Source organism: Micromonospora sp. NPDC049679, from assembly GCF_040659735.1.
GTDB lineage: Bacteria > Actinomycetota > Actinomycetes > Mycobacteriales > Micromonosporaceae > Micromonospora_I.
This window is the reverse complement of record NZ_JBFANZ010000031.1, coordinates 29571-45804: the sequence shown is the minus strand read 5'-3', so window position 1 is coordinate 45804 and position 16234 is coordinate 29571. Positions and strand designations below refer to the sequence as shown.

Annotated in this window: 15 protein-coding genes and 1 other RNA gene; 11 read left to right on the top strand and 5 right to left on the bottom strand. The window is 72.0% G+C overall.

Features of this window, described 5'->3' with window-relative positions; genetic code table 11:
• Positions 1-25: 25 nt before the first annotated feature.
• On the bottom strand, positions 26-484 hold the full coding sequence (locus tag AB0J06_RS19655) for a MarR family transcriptional regulator (protein ID WP_357430386.1): 459 nt from the start codon (positions 482-484) through the stop codon (positions 26-28).
• 58 nt (positions 485-542) lie between these two features.
• Between AB0J06_RS19655 and AB0J06_RS19650 the strand changes: the two genes are divergently transcribed.
• Positions 543-1775, top strand: a complete 1233-nt coding sequence (locus AB0J06_RS19650) for an MFS transporter (RefSeq protein ID WP_357430368.1) — start codon at positions 543-545, stop codon at positions 1773-1775.
• A gap of 101 nt (positions 1776-1876) precedes the next feature.
• Here AB0J06_RS19650 and AB0J06_RS19645 read toward each other — a convergent pair whose 3' ends face one another.
• The gene (locus AB0J06_RS19645; protein ID WP_357430367.1) at positions 1877-2635 is read right to left on the bottom strand and encodes a sulfite exporter TauE/SafE family protein; all 759 of its coding nucleotides are present in this window, start codon (positions 2633-2635) and stop codon (positions 1877-1879) included.
• 113 nt (positions 2636-2748) lie between these two features.
• Here AB0J06_RS19645 and rnpB point away from each other — a divergent pair.
• The 10 genes from rnpB to AB0J06_RS19595 all read left to right on the top strand — a co-directional run bounded on the left by rnpB (position 2749) and on the right by AB0J06_RS19595 (position 12340).
• Positions 2749-3157, top strand: an RNA gene (gene rnpB, locus AB0J06_RS19640) — RNase P RNA component class A.
• A 239-nt stretch (positions 3158-3396) separates the two neighbouring features.
• The gene (locus tag AB0J06_RS19635; RefSeq protein ID WP_357430366.1) at positions 3397-4713 is read left to right on the top strand and encodes a ferredoxin reductase family protein; all 1317 of its coding nucleotides are present in this window, start codon (positions 3397-3399) and stop codon (positions 4711-4713) included.
• A gap of 49 nt (positions 4714-4762) precedes the next feature.
• On the top strand, positions 4763-5215 hold the full coding sequence (locus tag AB0J06_RS19630; protein ID WP_357430365.1) for an FMN-binding protein: 453 nt from the start codon (positions 4763-4765) through the stop codon (positions 5213-5215).
• A complete protein-coding gene (locus tag AB0J06_RS19625) occupies positions 5212-5946 on the top strand; it encodes an FAD:protein FMN transferase (RefSeq protein WP_357430364.1) in 735 nt (244 codons plus the stop codon). The genes AB0J06_RS19630 and AB0J06_RS19625 overlap by 4 nt, the downstream gene beginning before the upstream one ends.
• 174 nt (positions 5947-6120) lie before the next feature.
• A complete protein-coding gene (locus AB0J06_RS19620; RefSeq protein ID WP_357430363.1) occupies positions 6121-7200 on the top strand; it encodes a CapA family protein in 1080 nt (359 codons plus the stop codon).
• Positions 7201-8041: 841 nt separating this feature from the next.
• Positions 8042-8245 carry a hypothetical protein gene (locus AB0J06_RS19615; protein ID WP_357430362.1) on the top strand — a complete coding sequence of 68 codons (204 nt, stop codon included), beginning with the start codon at positions 8042-8044 and terminating at the stop codon, positions 8243-8245.
• 88 nt (positions 8246-8333) lie between these two features.
• Positions 8334-9356, top strand: a complete 1023-nt coding sequence (locus tag AB0J06_RS19610) for a histone (RefSeq protein ID WP_357430361.1) — start codon at positions 8334-8336, stop codon at positions 9354-9356.
• Between the two features lie 49 nt (positions 9357-9405).
• Positions 9406-10836: an RNB domain-containing ribonuclease gene (locus tag AB0J06_RS19605; RefSeq protein ID WP_357430360.1), complete on the top strand. Its 1431-nt coding sequence runs from the start codon at positions 9406-9408 to the stop codon at positions 10834-10836.
• Positions 10837-10892: 56 nt separating this feature from the next.
• Complete coding sequence (npdG, locus tag AB0J06_RS19600) at positions 10893-11591, top strand: NADPH-dependent F420 reductase (RefSeq protein WP_357430359.1); 699 nt, start codon at positions 10893-10895, stop codon at positions 11589-11591.
• 2 nt (positions 11592-11593) lie between these two features.
• A complete protein-coding gene (locus tag AB0J06_RS19595; RefSeq protein ID WP_357430358.1) occupies positions 11594-12340 on the top strand; it encodes a helical backbone metal receptor in 747 nt (248 codons plus the stop codon).
• 51 nt (positions 12341-12391) lie between these two features.
• Here the strand turns inward: AB0J06_RS19595 and panB are convergent, their stop codons facing one another.
• The 3 genes from panB to AB0J06_RS19580 all read right to left on the bottom strand — a co-directional run bounded on the left by panB (position 12392) and on the right by AB0J06_RS19580 (position 16120).
• On the bottom strand, positions 12392-13234 hold the full coding sequence (panB, locus tag AB0J06_RS19590) for a 3-methyl-2-oxobutanoate hydroxymethyltransferase (protein ID WP_357430357.1): 843 nt from the start codon (positions 13232-13234) through the stop codon (positions 12392-12394).
• Between the two features lie 101 nt (positions 13235-13335).
• A complete protein-coding gene (locus AB0J06_RS19585; protein WP_357430356.1) occupies positions 13336-15210 on the bottom strand; it encodes an NAD+ synthase in 1875 nt (624 codons plus the stop codon).
• A gap of 58 nt (positions 15211-15268) precedes the next feature.
• The gene (locus AB0J06_RS19580) at positions 15269-16120 is read right to left on the bottom strand and encodes a hypothetical protein (protein WP_357430355.1); all 852 of its coding nucleotides are present in this window, start codon (positions 16118-16120) and stop codon (positions 15269-15271) included.
• Positions 16121-16234: the final 114 nt, after the last annotated feature.

The following is a 16234-nucleotide window of genomic DNA, read 5'->3' as shown; positions in this document are numbered from 1 at the left end:
GCCCCTGCGTCGGCAGGGGCCCTTGCTAACGCTTGTCCCGACGCGGATAGGCGTCGAGCGACTCGTTGAGACGCCGCATCAGCGTGGCCAGGGCGAGACGGTCCTCGGCCGACCAGTCGGCGAGGATCTCGCCGTACACCGCGGTGCGCGCGGCGCGTACCGCGTCGACGCGGTGCAGGCCCGCGCGGGTCGGCGCGATCAGCGCCCCACGTCCGTCATGCGGATCCGGCTCGCGGGTGACCAGGCCGTCGCGCTGGATCGCCGACACCTGGCGGGTCACCGTCGAGCCGTCGAGGTTGAGCCGCGCGGCGAGCGCCGAGACGTTCTGCGGCCCCGCCTCCTGCAGATGGCGCAGGATCACGTAGGCGGCCCGGTCGAGCGAGCGGTGCGCCGCGACGGGGGTGGCGCGGCGGGTCGCCTCGCCCAGTCGCATCAGCAGTGCCACCTCGGTCTCGATCTGGCCGAGGGCCTCGCGGTCGTCCATGGTCACAGCTGTATGATACAGGAAAACTGCCTGTATCATACAGCTAATTGGAGGCGGAGTGGACCGGCGTACCGAACCCAACCGCGGCGCCATCTACGCGACGACGCTCGTGGCATTCCTCGCCATCGCCGGCATCGCCGTCGTCGACCCGATCCTGCCCGTCATCGGCGAGGCGATCGGTGTCTCCGCGTGGCAGGTCGAGCTGCTCTTCACCGCGTACATCGCGGTCATGGCGCTCGGCATGATCCCGGCGACCCTGGCCAGCGGCCGGTTCGGCTTCAAGCCGGTGCTCATCGCCGGCGTCACCATCGTGGGCCTGGCCGCGATCCTCGCCTCGTTCAGCGACACCATCGTCCAGCTCTCGGTGTTGCGCGGTCTCTGGGGACTCGGCAACGCGATGTTCTTCGCCACCGCCATGGTGGTGCTCGTCGCGCTCGCCACCGACCGGGAATGGGTGGTTGGACTCTTCGAGACCGCGCTCGGCCTCGGCTTCGCCGTCGGACCGCTGATCGGTGGACTGCTGGGCCGGGTGTCGTGGCGGCTGCCCTTCTTCGTCTGCGGCGTCTTCATGGTGCTCGCCCTGGCCGTGGCCGCCCGACGCCTGCGAGAGCCCGCCACCAGACAGCCCCCGGTGAAGGTGGGCGCCATCTTCGCCACCTACCGCCGGCCGGCGTTCGTCGCGCTCTGCGTGGTGACCGCCACGTACAACTTCGTCTTCTTCGTGGTCCTCGGCTACACGCCGCTCTTCCTCCGCCTCGACGTCGTACCGCTCGGGCTGGCGTTCACCGGCTGGGGCCTCGGCCTCGCCACCGGCATCCTGCTGATCGGGCACCGGCTCGCCCACCGCGTCGGCGCCGTGCAGACCGTCGGACTCGCGGTGGCCGGACTGCTGGTCTGCCTCGTCCTCTTCGCCACCTCCGCCGGACTCGTGGAGTCGCTGATCGTCCTCGTGCTCTCCGGGCTCTGCATGGGACTGGCCAACGCCAACCTCACCGATCTGGCGCTCGGTCTCGGGTCGCCGGACCGCCGGGTGGCGACCGGCGCGTTCAACCTGGTCCGGTGGGGCGCCGCAGCGCCGGCGCCGATCATCTCCGGCAAGCTCGCCGAACACTCCCTCGCGCTGCCGTTCTGGGTCGGCGCCGCCGTGCTCGCCGCCGGCGCGCTGGTCTACCTGGCCTCCGCCCACCTGATGGCCGCCGGGTACGGCGAGCGGGTGCTCTGGTCGCGCTGGAACCGGGCCGCCCGCCACGTCGAGCGGACGCCGGAGGAGGCCGTCGGCGAGACCTACTGACGTCCGTCCGGCGGTGCCGCGCCGATCGCCGCCGCCGGCCGGTCAGGAAAGGTCCGGGTGATCAGGGGGTACGCACCACGCGTGCTCCCTGATCACCGGGATCAGGTCAGGGCACGGTAGAGCAGCACCAGGCCGATCACCGTCCCGAACACCACGATCAGCGCCTTCAGCAGACGCGGTGGCAATCGCCGGACCAGCCGGGCCCCGCCGTAGCCGCCCACGATCGTGGCCGGCGCGAGCACCGCCACGGCGGCCCAGTTGACGGGTCCGAAGGTGGCGAAGACCGCCACGGTGGTCAGCCCCACGATCGCGGAGAGCAGATTCTTCAACGCGCTGATCCGGGCCAGCGTCTCGTCGAGCACCAGGGCCAGCCCGGCGACGAACATCACCCCGAGCGCGGCGCCGAAGTAGCCGCCGTACACCGAGCCCACACCGACCATCACCTGCAGCGCCAGCCCTCGGCGGCGCGCCGAGAGGTCGGCCGGATGCCCCACCAACCGCCGCAGTTGATCCTGGAAGGCGAGCACCGCCGTGGCGCCCAGCACCAGGAAGGGCACCAGCAGCTCGAACGCGCGCGCCGGCGTCGCCAGCAGCAGCCCGCAGCCCGCCACCGCGCCGAGCACCGCGGTGGGGACCAGGCGGCGCAGCCCGGCCCGGGGTAGATCGCGACGGCTGCCGGCCACGCTCGCCAGATAGCCCGGGCAGACCGCGACCGAGTTGGTGACATTGGCCGGCACCGGGGGCAGGCCGATCGCGATCAGCGCCGGAAACGTGATGAGCGACCCCCCACCGGCGACGGCGTTGACGGTGCCCGCCCCGAGCCCGGCGGCGAGCAGCAGGGTCGCTTCGGTGAGATTCATCGTGGCTGAGGTTAGTACGGCGCGCACGCGGGAGCATTCCGGGCGATACCTCGCAAGGGTGGTAGGCCGTCGGGAATGAAACCGGGGCCTCGTACGATTGACCCTGCGACGGACGAGTCGACCGGGCGGTCGCGTCGGCGGGGCCAACACCCCGTCGCCGAGGAACGTCCGGACTCCACAGGGCAGGGTGGTTGCTAACGGCAACCCGGGGTGACCCGCGGGACAGTGCCACAGAAAATAAACCGCCGAGCTCGCTCGGTAAGGGTGAAACGGTGGGGTAAGAGCCCACCAGCATCCCGGGTGACCGGGATGGCTAGGTAAACCCCACCCGGAGCAAGGCCAAGAAGGGCCCTCACCGCGAGGTGATGGCCTGCGCAGGCGATTGAGGGCGGCCCGCCCGATGCCTGCGGGTAGGCCGCTGGAGCCTGTCGGCAACGGCAGGCCGAGATGGATGGCCGCCGCCGGCGACACCGGCAACGGTGCCGCCGGACACAAAATCCGGCGTACAGGTCGACTCGTCCGTCGCCCACCAGGTCGCAGCCTCGATCAAGGCTGCGACCTGGTCGTATCTCAGGCTGTCTATGGGCGCCGCGTCCGCCCTTTTCATGGCAGCCGATTCTCAGTAGCCGTTTCGATGGGCCTCCGACGGTTAATGGGCGAACAGGGTGGTGCGGGACGGGGGTCTTGTGGCTGGGAAGGCGCAGGCGGCCGGCGCGGCGGCCGGGCCCGTACGAACCGCCGTGTGGTCGTGGTGGGCGGATGTGATCGCTTCCGCCGGCGCGATCAGCGTGCTGATCGTCGTGGCGCTCTGGATACGGGGCGGCGGTCTGCAGGATCTTCGTGGCTGGGCGACGGGCCTGACGTCGCTCGGTCGGTTGACCGGGCTTGTCGCGGCAGACCTGCTGCTCATCCAGGTTCTGCTGATGGCGCGCGTGCCGTGGATCGAGCGCACCTACGGACAGGACGTGCTCGCCCGTTGGCACCGCATCGTCGGGTTCGTGTCCTTCAATCTGATGCTCGTGCACATCGTCCTGATCACGGTCGGATACGCCGCGACGGACGGGGTCTCCGTGACCGGCGAGGCGTGGACCCTCGTCACCACGTACCCGGGAATGCTGCTGGCGGTCGCCGGAGCGTCCGCCCTGACGATGGTTGTGCTCACGTCCCTGGGTGCCGCGCGGCGACGGCTGCGCTACGCGGCGTGGCACCTGCTGCACCTGTACGCCTATCTCGGCATCGGCCTGGCGCTGCCGCATCAGCTCTGGACCGGGGCCGACTTCACCAACTCCCGGGCCGCAACGCTGTACTGGTGGACCGCGTACATCGCGTGCGCCGGCGCCGTGGTCACCTTCCGGCTCGGGCTGCCGGCCTGGCGGACCCTGCGGTACCGACTCACGGTCGCCGCAGTCGTCCCAGAGGCCCCCGGCGTTCACTCGATCTACATGCGCGGACGCCACCTGGACCAGTTGCCGGCACGAGCCGGGCAGTTCTTCCAGTGGCGCTTCCTCCGCGGCCCGGGTTGGAGTCGCGGCCACCCGTACTCGCTGTCCGCGGTACCGCGCGAAAACATGTTGCGGATCACGGTGCGATCGCGCGGCGAGGGCAGCGAGAAGGTCTCAGAGTTACAGCCGGGAACCCGTGTGCTGATTGAGGGGCCGTACGGCCGGCTGACCGCCGCCCGGCGCACGGCTCCGCGGGTCGCCATGATCGCGTCCGGGATCGGAATTACCCCGCTGCGGACGTTGTTGGAAGAGTTACCGTACGCGCCGGGCGAAGCCACGCTGCTGTACCGGGCGCGCTCGGCAGAAGACCTGGTGTTTCGCCAGGAACTGGAGCGCCTCGCGGCCGTCCGTGGCCTGCGCGTGGAGTACCTGATCGGGCCGCGCGGGCGGGCGGGCTCGTGGTTGCCGGCCGGCTTCGTCGACGACACGACAGCCTTGCGTGAATTCGTCCCGGACATCCAGCAGCGCGACGTGTTCATCTGCGGACCCGATGAGTGGATGCAATCGGTGGTACGGGCGGCGCGGCAGGCAGGCGTGCCGGCGGAGCACATTCATCTCGAACGTTTCACCTGGTGACACCGCCACCCATCCTCATGGCTTTCACAGACCACCCGAGGAGGACGACATGCGCAAGGTCACTATGTGGTTCCTCGCCACGATCGCCGTGGTGGTACTTCTCTTCAGCTATCGGACGTCGACCGGACCCGACAGTGCGCCTTCGGCCGGGACCGTCGGCGGCTCAAGCACGCCGGCGGACCGCGGGCCGGCAGGCCCCGCACGGTCCGGCTCCACCACCGTCGCCGACGGTCCAGTCGTGCAGACGAAGCGGGGGCGCGTCCAGGTGCAGGCCCACATCAGCGGCGGCCGGATCACCGACATCACGCCGCTGACGGTGCCGAACTCGAACGGCCGCGACCGCGAGATCAACAAGAACGCGGTGCCGAAGCTGCGCGCGGCGGCGCTCGCCGCGCAGAGCGCGGAGATCGACGCGGTGTCCGGGGCGACGGTGACCAGCGAGGGCTACACCGAGTCGCTCCAGGCCGCGCTGGACGCCGCCGAGTTCAAGGCGAAGCCGTGACCAGGCGGGCGTTCGTCGAGCAGATCATGGGTCTGCCCGTCAGCGTGCATGTGCGCGGTCCCGGTGCCGATTCCCCGGCGGCGGCGGACGCCGTCGCCGGGGCCTTCGCCGAACTGCGCGCGATGGACGCCGTCTTCAGCCTGTACCGCCCAGACAGTCAGCTGAGCGCGCTGAACCGGGGAGAGCCGGTACATGAGCCGTTGGTCGACGAGGTACTCGACCTGTGCGAGCGGGCGCGGCAGCGCACGGGCGGCTACTTCAACGCGTACCTTCCCGAACCCGGCGGCGGCACCCGCTTGGACCCGTCCGGCCTCGTCAAGGGGTGGGCCGTGGAGCGCGCCGCGGGGCACCTGGACGGGTACGAGTTCTACCTGAATGCCGGCGGCGACATGACGGTAAGCGGATCGTGGCGCGTGGGCGTGGAGGATCCCGCGCAGCCCGACCAGCTCCTCACCGCCGTCGAGGTCGTCGACGAGGCCATCGCGACCTCGGGCGGTGCACACCGCGGAGCGCACATCGTCAATCCGCACACCGGCGCCCCCGCCCGGGGCCTGCGCTCGGTCACCGTCATCGGGCCGGCCCTGACCTGGGCGGACGTGTACGCCACCGCAGCGGCTGCGCAGGGGCCTCAGGCAGTGACATGGCTCGCCACGCTACCCGGGTACGAGGCCCTACTCGTCGACGACGACGGTGCCCTACTGGCGACGCCCGGCTGGTCACTACCCGCCTAAGGCGGTGGCTGGTTCGCCGGGCGAGGAACCAGGTCACGCATGCGGTCGCAGTGGTGACCTGGTTTTTCATGGGGGTCAGACGGGCTGTTGTCGGTCCACCCCCCCGCGCCTCATTGCCGGGCAGGCTCCGCCAACTGGACGCAGGATCAGCCGGATAGGTCATACGCTGCCGGAGTGAAGTTGGCACGACCCCTCGTCGCGCTGGCGGCGACCCTGACGCTGACCGCATGCGCCGCCGGGCACGTCTCGCCCGCCCGCTCCACCACCGTTGCGGCGTCCCCATCCCCGTCGTCGGCCGCTCCCGCGAAGGTCACGTTGGCCTTCGCGGGCGACGTGCACTTCGTCGACCGTACGGCTGGCCTGCTCGACAACCCCGCCACCGCGTTCGGGCCGATTTCGTCGACGCTGTCCGCCGCGGACCGCACGATGGTCAACCTGGAAACCGCGGTCACCACGCGCGGCACTCCGGAGCCCAAACGGTTCCATTTTCGGGCACCGGCACGCGCATACGACGCGGTGAAGGCGGCCGGGATCGACGTCGTGTCGATCGCGAACAATCACACCCTGGACTACGGGCGGGTGGGGCTGGCCGACACCGTCGACGCCGCCAAGGCCGCCGGAGTGCCGGCCGTGGGAGCGGGTGCCAACGCGGCGGCGGCGTTCGCGCCCTGGATCACCGAGATCCGGGGTACGAAAATCGCGTTCCTCGGCTTCAACCAGGTGTTCGAACTGTGGTCGGCGTGGAAGGCCACCGACACCCGGGCCGGCATCGCCATGGCGCGGGACGTGCCCCGCGCGGTCGCGGCGGTGCGGGCCGCCCGGAAGCAGGCCGACGTGGTCGTCGTCTACGTCCACTGGGGCAGCAACGGCGGCGTCTCGTGCCCGCCCGACGAGGCGCGCGCATTCGCCCGGGAGATCGCCGGGGCGGGCGCCCGCATCATCGTCGGCGCCCATGCCCACCTGCTGCTCGGCGACGGCTGGATCGGCGACACCTTCGTCCAATACGGACTGGGCAACTTCGTGTGGCGGCGCGACGACGCGTACAGCAACGACACCGGTGTGCTGCGGGTGACCCTGCAGGGCTCCGCGGTGGAAAAGGCGGAACTGGTACCGGCGCTGATCTCCCGGCGGACCGGCCAACCCGAGCTCGCCACTGGGCAGGACGCGGCCCGAATCGCCCGAAAGTACGCGGACCTGCGCAGCTGTACCGGGCTCTCCGCCACGCGACCCGGACCGGCTCGCCCGGGCGGATGACCCGCGAGGGACCGAGGCGACGCCGGGCACCGGCCGGGCCGGTGCCCGGCGTCCGCGGTTAGGGGGGAGCCCCTCGCTGGGGCGGTCCCGCGGGACGTCCCGGAGCGGGTCGAGATCGAGGGCAGGCTCGCACGGGTCGCCGACGGAGCGACGCCGTATGGAACGCGTACGCCGCACCTCCCGCCGGTGCGCGATTCGTTCCCGTGGACGAGGTCCGCGGTCAGCTCCTGCCCGTACGCCGACGTGTCGGTGTGGTGTCTGTCCCGGGCCTCGCGCGCTGTTGTCGCCTTCTTAGACCAGAGGCAATTCAGTGCGCCGCGGTGGCTGAGGCCGCAACAGATGCTCGCCGTTCCGGCGCACCCGCTGCGACCCCAACAGCCACCGGTTCGCCCGCACGTTCACGGCCACGGTGGCGTGATTGACCGGTCACCGGGCGACCGCGGATCACCCTGTGGTCGCGCGCGATGGCGCGGCCTCCGGGGCCGGACGAATCATGCGCACCGGACGCCCCGTCCGTCGTCTTCCATTGCGGCGGTAACGTCACCGCGTGGGCTGCGGCGCCGGGGTGACAAGTCGTTCGTGGACCGGTCACACGCCCCCGACCAGGCAAAACCGCGACGTGTGACGTGGATTTCTTTTTTCCCGACCGGCCCGTCGTGCGCCCGGAGTGCGCGCCATGCTGACGGCGGTGAATCGCTTATAAGATAAGGCATTCCGTGAATATGGGTGGTGACCTGCACTTCCTGGCGCCCGGTTGCGTCGTTGGGTCTATTGTGGAAACCATCCCGCCTTTTTGCGTGAAACGGTAGCGCTTGGTCGTTTTGGCGTGCACAGTGATCTCATGAGCGACAGCGATAGTGGTGAGCGGTACTACTGGTGCCTGCAACACCATCGAGTGGAGACCGAGTCCGGCGGATGCCCCGCCAAGGACCGACTCGGCCCCTACACGTCGGCGGCAGATGCCGAACATGCGCTCCAGCGGGTAGAGGAACGTAACGAGGCGTGGGACGCCGAGAACGCCCGCTGGTCTGGGGAGGGTCGCTAGGTGACGCGGCGAATCACGCCCGCGTCGAGGACTTGATGGTCTCCACGAGGAGACAGGTCCACCACAACCCCGCAAGAAGGAGACAGCAATGGCCGTAGCGAAAAAGGCCACGACCCTGACGGCCGCGAAACGCGCGGCTGCCAAGAAGACCGTCGCCGCGACCCCGAGCAGCGCCAGCACTGCGCGCAAGACGGTGACGAGCCCGGCACCCGCGAAGAAGACGACCGCGAGCAAGGCCGGCGCCAGCAAGACGACCGCCCGGCCGACGGCGGCGAAGACCACCGCCGCCACCAGGAGCACCGCCGCCACCAGGACCACCGCGGCGAAGAGCGCCACCGCCACCAAGGCGACGGCCAAGCGGGCCACCGCGAAGAAGACCACGCCGGCCAAGTCGGCCGCGAGCAAGGCCCCCGCCACGAAGGCCACCGCCAAGAACGCGCCGGCGAAGAAGGCCACCGCGTCGCGGACGACCGCGCGCTCCACCAGCACCGCGGGCCGTGCCGCGCGCGGCACCCGCGCGACCGCCGGCACCACGACGCCGGCCGCCACGAAGGCCACGCCGGGCAGGAAGGCGACGGCGGCGAAGAAGGCCACCGAGGCGAAGACGGCGAGCCCGTCCCGCAAGGCGGCGACCACCGTCGCGCGTACCACCGCCGCGGCCAAGAAGGCGACCGTCGCGAAGAAGGCGACCGCGAACAAGGCCGCCGCCAAGGCGGCCACCGAGAAGCGCGTGAGCAGTGCGCGCAAGACCGCGCCGGCCAAGAAGTCGACCGTCAAGACGGCGCCGGCGAAGAAGTCCACCGCGGTGAAGTCCACCACCGCGCGCGGCGGCACCACGGCCCGCAAGGCCGTCGAGAAGAAGACGACCACCGGCCGGAAGACGACCGTCGCGAAGAAGACCGCGCCGGCCACCAAGGCGACCGCGGCCAAGACCACCGCGAAGCTGGCCGAGAAGAAGACGGCGACCGCCGCGAAGAAGACCGCGGCGGCGACGAAGAAGGCCAGCGCGACGCCGCCGACGCCGAAGAAGGTCACGCCGAAGAAGGCGATCGCCCGCGATGTGGCCGCCAAGAAGTCGACGCGGATGACCGCCCGGAAGTCGACCAGCTAGCACCGCCTCGGGCGGGCGCCAGGATCGGCCGCGCTGATAAGAATGACGCGTGATGATCCGACGTGTTCTGGCGCCCCGCATCGACTTCACCGCGCTGCGCCGCGAGCTGGAACTGCCCACGCAGTACCCGCTCGCGGCGCGGCGCGTGGCGGAGGAAGCGGCGGCCGCGGCGAAGCCGCCCGCGACCGACCGCACCGACATCCCGTTCGTCACCATCGACCCGCGTACCTCACGCGACCTCGACCAGGCGATGTTCCTGGCCCGCCGTCCGTCCGGCGGATACCGCGTGCACTACGCCATCGCCGACGTGTCGCCGTACGTGCCGGTCGGCAGCGAGCTGGAGACCGAGACGTGGCGCCGGGGTCAGACCATCTACCTGCCCGACGGCAACATCCCGCTGCACCCCGAGACGCTCAGCGAGGGGGCCGTCAGCCTGCTTCCCGACGTCGAGCGGGCCGCCCTGGTCTGGACCATCGACCTGGACGCCGAGGGCGGCACCGTCGCCGTACGGCTGGAGCGGGCCCGGGTCCGCAGCCGGGCGAAGCTCGACTACGCGGGCGTACAGGCCGACCTCGACGCCGATCGCGCGCCCGAACCGATCGCCCTGCTCCCCGAGATCGGCGCGCTGCTGCTCGCCCGCGGACGGGCCCGTGGCGCGATCACACTGCCCCTGCCGGAGCAGGAGGTCGAGCCGGATGGCGACGGGTGGCGGCTGGTGCTCCGCGCGCCCGTGCCGATCGAGGACTACAACGCGCAGATCTCGCTGCTCACCGGGATGGCCGCCGCCGACATCATGCTCACCGGCGGCATCGGGCTGCTGCGCACCATGCCCACACCGTCGGCCGAGGCGGTCGACCGGCTGCGGGCGGCCGCGCCGGCGCTCGGCGTGAGCTGGCCGGCCGGCGCCGGCGTGGGGGAAGTGCTCGAAAACGTGGACCCCGCCGACCCGCGCGGCGCCGCCTTCCTCGACCAGGCGGCCGAGCTGCTGCGGGGCGCGACCTACACGGCGTTCGACGGCGCGGTCCCCGACGAGCCGGGGCACGGGGGAGTGGCCGCGACGTACGCGCACGTCACCGCGCCGCTGCGCCGGCTCGCCGACCGGTACGCCACCGAGGTCTGCCTGGCGTTGCACGAGGGAACCGCGGTCCCCGAGTGGACGCGGGCCGCGCTGCCCCGGCTCCCCGCCGTGATGACCGCGACCGACCGGGTCGCCTCCGCCGCCGAGCGGGCCGCCGTCGAGTTGACCGAGGCGGTGCTGCTGCGCGACCGGGTCGGCGAGGAGTTCGACGCGGCCGTGGTGGACGTGGAGAAGCCGCGCGACGACGGCAGGCCGGGACGCGCCCCGCGCGGCACGGTCGCCCTGGACCACCCGCCGGTCGTCGCCCGCTGTGCGGGCGACCTGCCGCTCGGCGAGCGGGTGCGGGTGCGGCTGGTGACGGCGGACCCGACCGAACGACGGGTCCTGTTCGAACTGGCGTAAATCTCACACCCGGCCACCGGTCCCGGCCGGGTCACCGGTTTGCGAGGATGAACCCCATGGCATTCGACGCGAGCACGCTGCCCGACGTGTCCGGGCTGACGGTCGGCATCATCGGCGGCACCGGCGACCAGGGTCGTGGACTGGCGTACCGGCTCGCCCGCGCCGGCCAGCCGGTCCTGATCGGCTCCCGTCGCGCGGAGCGGGCGATCGCCTCCGCCGAGGAGATCGCGGCGCTTCCCGGAATGCCGGCCGACGTCTCCATCTCCGGCGGCGACAACGTCGACGTGGCGACCCGCTCGGACGTGGTGATCGTGGCGGTCCCGTGGGACGGCCACGCGGACACGATCGCGGGGCTCCGCGAGCCGCTCGCCGGCAAGGTCGTCATCGACTGCGTCAACCCGCTCGGCTTCGACAAGCAGGGCCCGTACGCGCTGGCGGTCGAGGAGGGCAGCGCGGTGCAGCAGGCCGCCGCGCTGCTCCCCGAGTCGCGGGTGGCCGCCGCGTTCAACCACGTCAGCGCGCCGCTCCTCGCCGACCCGGAGGTGGAGCGGATCGACCTCGATGTGCTGATCTGCACCGAGGAGCGCGAGGTGATCGGGATCGTCGCGGCGCTGGCCGCGCGGATCCCCGGCATGCGCGGCATCTACGCCGGCCGGCTGCGCAACGCCCACCAGGTCGAGGCGTTCACCGCCAACCTGATCGCCATCAACAAGCGCTACAAGGCACACGCCGGCATCCGCGTCACCGACCTGTAGCCGTGCACGACGACCTCGGCGTCGAGGTACGCCTCGCGGCGCCGCCGCGGCGGGTGGTCTCGCTGGTGCCGTCGCTGACCGAGGCGGTCGCGGTGAGCGCGCCCGAACTGCTCGTCGCCGCCACCGACTACTGCACACACCCGGCGGGACTCGACGTGCCGAGGGTCGGCGGCACGAAATACCCGTCGGTGGACCGCGTACTCGCCGCCGTACCGGATCTCGTCCTGGCCAACGCGGAGGAGAACCGGCGCGAGGACGTCGAGGCGCTGCGGGCCGCCGGGGTGGCGGTCTGGGTGACCTACCCGCGGACGCTGGACGCGGCGTTCGCGTCGCTGCAGCGGATGTTGGCGCGGCTCGCGGTCGCGCCGCCGGCGTGGCTGGCCGACGCGACCACCGCGTGGGCGGGGCCGCCGCCGCAGGCGCCGCGCCGCGCGGTCGTGCCGGTCTGGCGCCGACCGTGGGTGCTGCTCGGGCCCGGCACGTTCGCCGGGGACGTGCTGCGCCGGCTCGGCGTCGAGAACGTGTACGACGACGCGGCCGAGCGCTATCCGCGGCCCGGTCTCGACGAGATCCTCGCCCGCAGGCCCGAGTTGGTGGTCCTCCCCGACGAGCCCTACGCCTTCACCGTCGACGACGGGCCGGAAGCGTTCCCGGGGCTGCCCTGCGCGCTCGTCTCCGGCCGCCACCTGACCTGGTACGGGCCATCGCTGGTCGAGGCGCGGACGCTGCTGGAGCGGCAGCTGCGATGATCCGCGTGATCAGGGGCGCCACGCTGTCCCTGATCACGCGATCCTCGATGCCTAGAACGTGTGCTCGGTCGCCGGGAACTCGCCGCCGCGCACCTCGTCGGCGAAACGGCGCGTCGCATCCTCCAACACCCCGGCCAGATCGGCGTAGCGCTTCACGAAGCGCGGCGCCTTCCCCGTCCGCAGGCCGGCCATGTCCTGCCAGACCAGCACCTGCGCGTCGGTCTCCGGGCCCGCGCCGATGCCGACCGTCGGGATCGGCAGCTCGTGCGTGATCTGCTTGGCGACCCCGCCCGGCACCATCTCCAGCACCACCGCGAACGCGCCCGCCTCGGCCACCGCCCGGGCGTCGGCGATGACCTCCTCCGCCGCCTCACCCCGCCCCTGCACCCGGTAGCCGCCGATCGTGTGCTCGCGCTGCGGCGTGAAGCCGATGTGCGCCATCACCGGGATGCCCGCGCCGGTGATCGCCCGGATCTGGTCGGCCATGGTGCGGCCGCCCTCCAACTTGACGGCCTGGCAGCCGCCCTCCTTCATGAACCGCACGGCCGTGCGCAGCGCCTGCGCCGGACCCTCCTCGTAGGACCCGAACGGCAGATCGCCGACGATCAGCGGGCGGGTGGTCGCCCGGACCACCGCGCGCACCAGCGACAGCATCTCGTCGACCGTCACCGGCAGGGTGGTCTCGTGACCGAAGACGTTGTTGGCGGCCGAGTCGCCGACCAGCAGCACCGGAATGCCGGCCTGCTCGAAGATCGAGGCGGTGTACTGGTCGTACGCGGTGAGCATCGGCCACCGTTCGCCGCGGGTCTTCGCGGCGACCAGTTCGCGGGCACGTACCCGCCGGTTGCCGGGACCGCCGTAGAGCGTCGACACCTCAGGTGTGGACTGGGACATCTCGTCTCCTCTCACCCTCGAGGCCGCCCTCGCGGTCCCCGGGGTACGAGACTGATCGTGCCACCGGCCCCGGCGGGCGCGTCAGAGTTCAGTGCAGGAATTCACAGCCCCGCGTGCGCGCCCCGGGCGTCGTTGGTCTGGTCCGCGCCCGTGCCGGTGTCCGCCGGCACCGGGTCGGTGCCCCGCTCCCGCCACCGGTTGGTGATCGGCAGCCGCCGGTCGCGACCGAACGCCTTGATGGAGATCTTCGTGCCGGGGGCGGACTGGCGCCGCTTGTACTCCGCCAGGTCGACCATGCGCAGCACCCGGTCCACCAGCTGCGCGTCGTGTCCCGCCGCGACCAGGTCGTCGCGCCCCATGTCGCCGTCGACGTAGCCGGCGAGGATCGCGTCGAGGACCGGGTAGTCCGGCAGCGAGTCGGTGTCGAGCTGGCCGGGGCGCAGCTCGGCGCTCGGCGGCTTGGCGATCGAGTTCTCCGGGATCGGTGGCTCCGTGCCGTGCCGCACGGCGTCGTCGTTGCGCCACCGCGCCAGCTTCCACACCAGCGTCTTCCACACGTCCTTGACGGGGTTGAAGCCGCCCACCGAGTCGCCGTAGAGGGTGGAGTAGCCGACCGCCAGCTCACTCTTGTTGCCGGTGGTGAGCACGAGGTGGCCCTCCTGGTTGGAGAGCCCCATCAGGATCACGCCGCGGACCCGTGCCTGCAGGTTCTCCACCGCCAGTCCGGAGAGGGAGAGGTTGGCCAGGAAGGTGTCGACCATCGGCTGGATCGGCTGTACCCGGTAGTCCAGGCCGGTCCGCTTCGCCAGGTCGGCGGCGTCGTCGCGGGAGTGCTCCGAGGAGTGCCCGCTCGGCAGCGAGACGGCGACCACCCGCTCCGGGCCGAGCGCGTCGACCGCGATCGTCGCCACGACCGCCGAGTCGATGCCGCCGGAGAGCCCCAGCACCACCGATCCGAAGCCGTTCTTGCGGACGTAGTCGCGCAGGCCGAGCACCAGCGCCTGCCAGATCTCCGCCTCGCCGCTGACCGCCTCCGCGATGCCCCCCACGGCGCGGGGCGCCGGCGGCGCGGCGAGCTCGTCACTGAGCTGCACCCGGGACACGGTCATGTCGTCGGCGGCGCCGGACCCCTCGGCCCGCGCCGCCTCGTCCCGCAGTGGCGCGTCCGGCCGGATCGCGGCCGCGTCCGCGCCGGGCAGCTCCAGGTCGTGCACCAACAGGTGCGGGACGAACTGCGGCGCCCGGGTCAGCAGCGTGCCGTCCGCGGTGACGATCATCGAGTCGCCGTCGAAGACCAACTCGTCCTGACCGCCGACCATGTTGACGTACGCGACGGTGGCGCCCGCCTCGGCCGCCCGACGCCGCACCAGCGGCAGACGTACGTCGTCCTTGTCCAGCTCGTACGGGGAGCCGTTGATGGTGACGACGAGCCCGACCCCGGCCCGGCGCGCCGCCGCGAACGGCCCACCCGCCTGCCACAGGTCCTCGCAGATGGTCAGCGCGACATCCACGCCACCGATCCGCACCACGGTCAGCGTGTCGCCCGGAACGAAGTAGCGCCCCTCGTCGAAGACGCCGTAGTTGGGCAGGTGGTGCTTGACGTAGGTGGCGGCGATCCGACCCGCGTGCAGCACCGCGAGCGCGTTGCGCGGACCGCGGCCCGGGTTGGCGTCCGCGCTCATCGTCGGCGGGCCGTCCGCGTCGAGGTAGCCGACCAGCACCGGCAGCTCACCGAGGCCGTCGGCGACGAGGTCGGCGGCGAGCCCCCGCAGCGCGGCGCGGGAGGCGACCACGAACGAGTCGCGGAAGACCAGGTCCTCGACGGGATAGCCGGTCAGCATCATCTCCGGAAACGCGACGAGCTGTGCCCCTGCGTCCGCCGCCGCGCGACTCCACTCCCGGACGATGCGGGCATTGCCGTCGAGGTCACCAACGGTGGGGTTGACCTGGGCGAGGGCGAGGCGCAGGGTCGGCATGTCTCCATCTTCCCTCAGCCGCGGCGCGTCATTCTCCGGACCCGTCCGCACCCGGGCGTCAGTCCCGGTCCCTCGCGAATGGACCGGCCTTCTCGATCGACCGCCGCAGCATCGCGGCCGCGTCCGACGACGTGACCGACCCCGCCGGCCCCACATGACGCAGCACCGTCACCAGCGGTCCGACCCGGCCGACCGCGATAAAACCGGTGTACGTGCGCTGCCCGCTCCGCGCGGTCAACAGCAGCGCGTACGCGTCGTCGCCCACCTTGCGGATCGACAGCTCCCGGGTCTGCACGGCGACCCGCGTGCCGTCACCGAGTCTCGCGTCGAACTGCCGGCACCGACCGGAGAACTCCCGCAGCCGAGTGACCGCCGCTTTCGCGCCGCCACCCGAGAAGACCGACACCGCCTGGCGCAGCAGCGCGCCACGCCGCTCTTCGGAAAGGTCGATGGCGGCCCGGTCGATCGGACGGGCGCCGGGCGTCGCGACGTCCCACGGCCGCTCGAACAACTCGCGGCAGTCCGGCCCGCGCCCGCCGGGTTCGAGCTCGCCGCGTTCCGGTCGGGGAGTGGCGGACCGGCCGGTGGGCGACGGCGTCGCCCGCGGTGTGGGGGAGGGGTCGGCCGGTCGCCTGGTCACGTAGCCGTTCGGCAGGTCGACGCTGGTCAGCAGCGCCCCGGTCAGTTCGGGCTGGCGCGCGGTCAGCGGGGCGGGCGGGGGCGTGGACCACCGCCCGAGGGGCCGCTCGGCGGCGACCACGGGAACGCCGACCACCCCGGCGAGCAGCAGCGCCACCACCATCGCCCCGCCGAGCAGCACCCCGCCGAGCAGGGTGCGGCCCCGCGGCGTGCGGATCCGGCCGAGCCGGCGGATCGCGGACATGGCGTACCCGCTGCGTTGCTGCCCCATCGGTGTCCCCTCCCGTACTGTCAGTGATCAACGCATCGGAAGCGGGCAAGTTGCGCTCGCTGCCCGATCGGTGGGGGCACGGTTGCGTAACGTCCCCGAAACGCGCGTCGGAGA